This is a genomic window from Bradyrhizobium sp. 23 (assembly GCF_023073295.1).
Taxonomy (GTDB): Bacteria; Pseudomonadota; Alphaproteobacteria; order Rhizobiales; family Xanthobacteraceae; genus Bradyrhizobium; species Bradyrhizobium canariense_D.
The window spans coordinates 309,046-312,570 of record NZ_JADPJF010000070.1 but is presented as its reverse complement, the minus strand read 5'-3'; the positions used below and the strand labels follow the sequence as shown (position 1 = coordinate 312,570).

General features: G+C 66.0%; 4 protein-coding genes and 2 pseudogenes. 3 read left to right on the top strand and 3 right to left on the bottom strand.

Annotated features, from left to right (window positions below; genetic code table 11):
• Together IVB32_RS19385 and IVB32_RS19380 are read right to left on the bottom strand one after the other, a co-directional pair.
• On the bottom strand, nucleotides 1-813 hold an 813-nt coding region (locus IVB32_RS19385), incomplete at its 3' end, for a pyruvate kinase (protein ID WP_247410939.1).
• Nucleotides 810-1,403: a DUF1036 domain-containing protein gene (locus IVB32_RS19380; protein WP_018453803.1), complete on the bottom strand. Its 594-nt coding sequence runs from the start codon at nucleotides 1,401-1,403 to the stop codon at nucleotides 810-812. The genes IVB32_RS19385 and IVB32_RS19380, both read right to left, overlap by 4 nt.
• A gap of 177 nt (nucleotides 1,404-1,580) precedes the next feature.
• Here IVB32_RS19380 and IVB32_RS19375 point away from each other — a divergent pair, with 177 nt between their 5' ends.
• The 3 genes and pseudogenes from IVB32_RS19375 (at nucleotide 1,581) to IVB32_RS19365 (ending at nucleotide 2,831) form a co-directional block, all read left to right on the top strand.
• Entirely contained in the window at nucleotides 1,581-1,883 is a 303-nt protein-coding gene (locus IVB32_RS19375; RefSeq protein ID WP_007596287.1) for a DUF1244 domain-containing protein, read from the top strand.
• A gap of 209 nt (nucleotides 1,884-2,092) precedes the next feature.
• On the top strand, nucleotides 2,093-2,365 hold the full coding sequence (locus IVB32_RS19370; RefSeq protein WP_007596286.1) for a DUF2312 domain-containing protein: 273 nt from the start codon (nucleotides 2,093-2,095) through the stop codon (nucleotides 2,363-2,365).
• Between the two features lie 60 nt (nucleotides 2,366-2,425).
• Nucleotides 2,426-2,831 (top strand): annotated as a pseudogene (locus IVB32_RS19365) (DUF1801 domain-containing protein).
• 15 nt (nucleotides 2,832-2,846) lie between these two features.
• Here IVB32_RS19365 and IVB32_RS19360 read toward each other — a convergent pair.
• Nucleotides 2,847-3,525: pseudogene (locus IVB32_RS19360) on the bottom strand (ATP-binding protein); the annotation flags it as partial.

Sequence of the window (3,525 nt, the reverse complement as noted above, 5' to 3'; positions counted from 1 at the left end):
CACCGGCTTGCCGGCGCGCCGCGCCATGCGCGTCATCTGCTTCTGCAGGCTCGGCACGCGTTCCAGCGGCAGCTCGACGCCGAGGTCGCCGCGCGCCACCATCAGGGCGTCGGAGGCGTCGATGATGTCGGCGAGGCGATCGATCGCCTGCGGCTTCTCGATCTTGGCCATCACCGCCGCACGGCCGCGGATCATCTTCTTGGCCTCGAGCACGTCGTCGGCGCGCTGCACGAAGGACAGCGCGATCCAGTCGACGCCGGTGACCAGCGCCGCTTCGAGATCGGCGCGGTCCTTCGGCGTCATCGCCGAGACCGGCAGGTCGGTGTCGGGCAGGCTGACGCCTTTGCGGTCGGACATCCGGCCGCCGACCACGACGCGCGTCACCGCGTGCTCCTTCGAGGTCTCCTCGGCGATCAGCCGCACCTTGCCGTCGTCGAGCAGCAGCGCGTGGCCCGGCCGCAGCGCGGCCAGGATCTCCGGATGCGGGAGCTGGACGCGGGTGGTGTCGCCCGGCGCCTTGTCGGAATCGAGCGTGAAGGTCTGGCCATTCTGGAGCTGGACCGCGCCTTCGGCGAAGGCACCGAGCCGGAGCTTTGGCCCCTGGAGATCGACCAGAATGCCGATCGGCCTTCCATAGCTGCTCTCGACGTTGCGGATCGTCGCCACCAGCTCGCGCATCTTGTCATGCGGGGTGTGGCTCATGTTGATGCGGAAGAGGTCGGCGCCGGCCTCGAACAGGCGGCGGATCATCGCGAGGTCCGAAGAAGCGGGTCCAAGGGTCGCGAGAATCTTGATACGGCGAAGACGCCTCATGGCTTATTTCCAGACGGGGGCGAGGGAGCTGGCGGGAGGCCAGGCGCGGCGGGGGGCGTACCACCGGGCGGGCCATTGGGCAAACCCGGGACCCCCGGGCCAACAGGGCCGGGGAGGCCTGGCACGCGCTGCTGCTTTGACGGCTGTTCGTTGGCATCGGTGAGCTGCACCGTCCAGGCCCGCTGCTCGCCGGTATCGACCTCGAAATAGCCGGTCCGGTCATAGCCGCGCGCAAGGCAATCCTCGGTGCCGCGGATGGTGAACTCCTTATCGCGCGAGCACATGAAAGCCTGGCCCGACCATTCGCCGCCGCGGTCATAGTCGATGGCGTAGATGTAATAGAAGCGGGCCACCAGAGTTCCGCGCAGCAGGGTCTCGCAGGAGCGCGACGAGATGTTCCACCAGCCTTCGGTGGTCCAGCCCTCGGCATCCTTGTAGCCGAGCGCGATGCCGACCCGGCTCGATGTGTTGTTGCAGAGCCGGAAATCGGCGGAAGCCGGGCTGGCCCAGAGGTACAGCAGGCCAACCACCAGCACCGGGACCAACCGGGCGAGCAGGCGAAGGCGGGAGCGGGGAGATTCGGCGATCATTGTCGCGGAAGCTATATCAGATCATTGACGATTTGGCGTAGGGCCCAGGAACTGCCTGAAGCCGGCTTCGCGCCCGTTTGCGCCGCGATATGGCAAAATCTGTGACAGGCCCCACCTGATCTCGTAAGGGTGACCCATCCAGGTCACAGCCAATTCGCAAAGCCGAGGGATCCAGCCATGGCAATTGACGACAAAACCAGAACGGAACTCGAGGCTGCCGCTTTCCGGCGCCTGGTCGATCATTTGAAGACGCGGACGGACGTCCAGAACATCGACCTGATGAACCTCGCAGGCTTCTGCCGCAACTGCCTGTCCAACTGGCTCAAGGACGCCGCCGACGCCCAAGGCGTCGCCTTGAGCAAGGATGAGAGCCGGGAAGCCGTCTATGGCATGCCCTATGAGGCCTGGAAGTCGAAATACCAGGGCGCGGCCACGCCTGAGCAGCTCGATGCCATGAAGAAGGTTCATCCGGGGCACTGAACGGCCTCGCCGGCAGCCTGATATGCGGTGCCTTTGAGTCGCATCACACAACCGCTTTCTTCGACACGCCGCAGGAAGGTGTGGGCGCGCTGTGGACGAGCGCGATGCTGCCTTGAACGCGAGAGGTCCGAACCCTAAGGGTCTAACCAGCACGCGCGGTGAGGATGCCGGCGTCACCTCGTTTTGCCAGTTCCATTGGGAGTACCAAGATGGCCACCTCCGCCGCCGTCCGCGACGACGAGCCCGCGACGAAATTTGCCAAGGACCAGCTCAAGTCCATCATCGAGCGCATCGAGCGGTTGGAGGAAGAGAAGAAGGCGATCTCCGACGACATCCGCGACGTATTCGCCGAGGCCAAGGGCAACGGCTACGACGTCAAGGCGCTGCGCACCATCGTGCGCATGCGCAAGCAGGACCCGAACGAGCGCGCCGAGGCCGAGACGATCCTTGAGACCTACATGCAAGCACTGGGGATGATCTGAGCTATCGGTGTCGTCCTGGCTTTCGCCAGGGCGACACCATGCCGATCGAAGGAGACCGCGGTGACTGCGCCGCCGCTGCCGCGCGAGGTAAGCCGTGCCTACGATGCTTTTCCGGCGTCGATCGGCAAGCGGCTGCTTTGGGTACGCGAGCTGATCTTCGCGGCCGCCGCGGCGCATGAAGGCATCGGCCGTCTTACCGAAACGTTGAAATGGGGCGAGCCTGCTTATCTGACCGAAGAGACCGGCAGTGGCAGCACGATCCGGCTCGGCCGCCTGAAGGACTCCGCGCACGCCGCGATTCTGTTCAACTGCAAGACGACGCTGGTCGATACCTTTCGTGAACGCTTTCCCGATCAGTTCGAATATCGGCAGACCAGGGCGTTGCTGTTGCCGGTGTCGGGCAAGCTGCCGAAGCAGGACCTATCGGTCTGCCTGGTATCATCTGGATCGACGGAGGAAGCGTTAGCGGCGCGCGAAGACGTCAGCGCAGCGAAGCCGTCCGTACGACGAAGGACGTCGTCTCGAGTTTGGCGGTGGCGGTGCCCGAGAAACTGTCGCAGGACAGGCCCTGCATCGGATCGTCGGCAAAACCCATGGCGATCACGGACTGCGGCTTGACGAAGTAGGCGCGCATTGCGGCGGTGTCGAGCTCGCCCATCAGCGTGACCGACATCGCGCGGCTGGCGCTCGGCGACAGCATCACGATCTTGAGCCAGATGCTTTCGCCCTTGGCTGCGGAGAGCCGGGTCGCGGTTGCGACCATGCCGTCGATGCGCTTGCCGACCACCGTGTTGATCTCGGTCGCGGGCGCAACGTTGCGCGATGCGGCGGCGGGACGGGCGGAGCGCGGGATCGGCGCAGAGGCGGCGACGACATTGGCGCGGTCGACCGGGGAGGCGGACGCCGGCGCGTAGGCCAGCGCCTGATAGGCGGCGCTGGACACGCTCGCGGTCGGCTGCGGATCGGTGGCGGCGGCAAGCGCCTGCCGTGCCTTCAGCGCAGCAATTTGGGCCGGCGTCGCCTGCTGCGGCGCAGTCGGGGTATCCCAGAAGCCGCGGGCATTGATGATGTCGGCGGGGGTCTCGGGCTTGGCGTCAGCAGATTTGCCGGCGGCCGGCTTGTCAGCCACGGGGGCCGGCTTCGGCTTGGCAAGCGCGACG

Bases quoted from the DNA above. Each gene is read 5' to 3' on its own strand.
- IVB32_RS19380 (WP_018453803.1), bottom strand. From the start codon at position 1,403: ATGATCGCCGAATCTCCCCGCTCCCGCCTTCGCCTGCTCGCCCGGTTG.
- IVB32_RS19375 (WP_007596287.1), top strand. From the start codon at position 1,581: ATGGCAATTGACGACAAAACCAGAACGGAACTCGAGGCTGCCGCTTTC.
- IVB32_RS19370 (WP_007596286.1), top strand. From the start codon at position 2,093: ATGGCCACCTCCGCCGCCGTCCGCGACGACGAGCCCGCGACGAAATTT.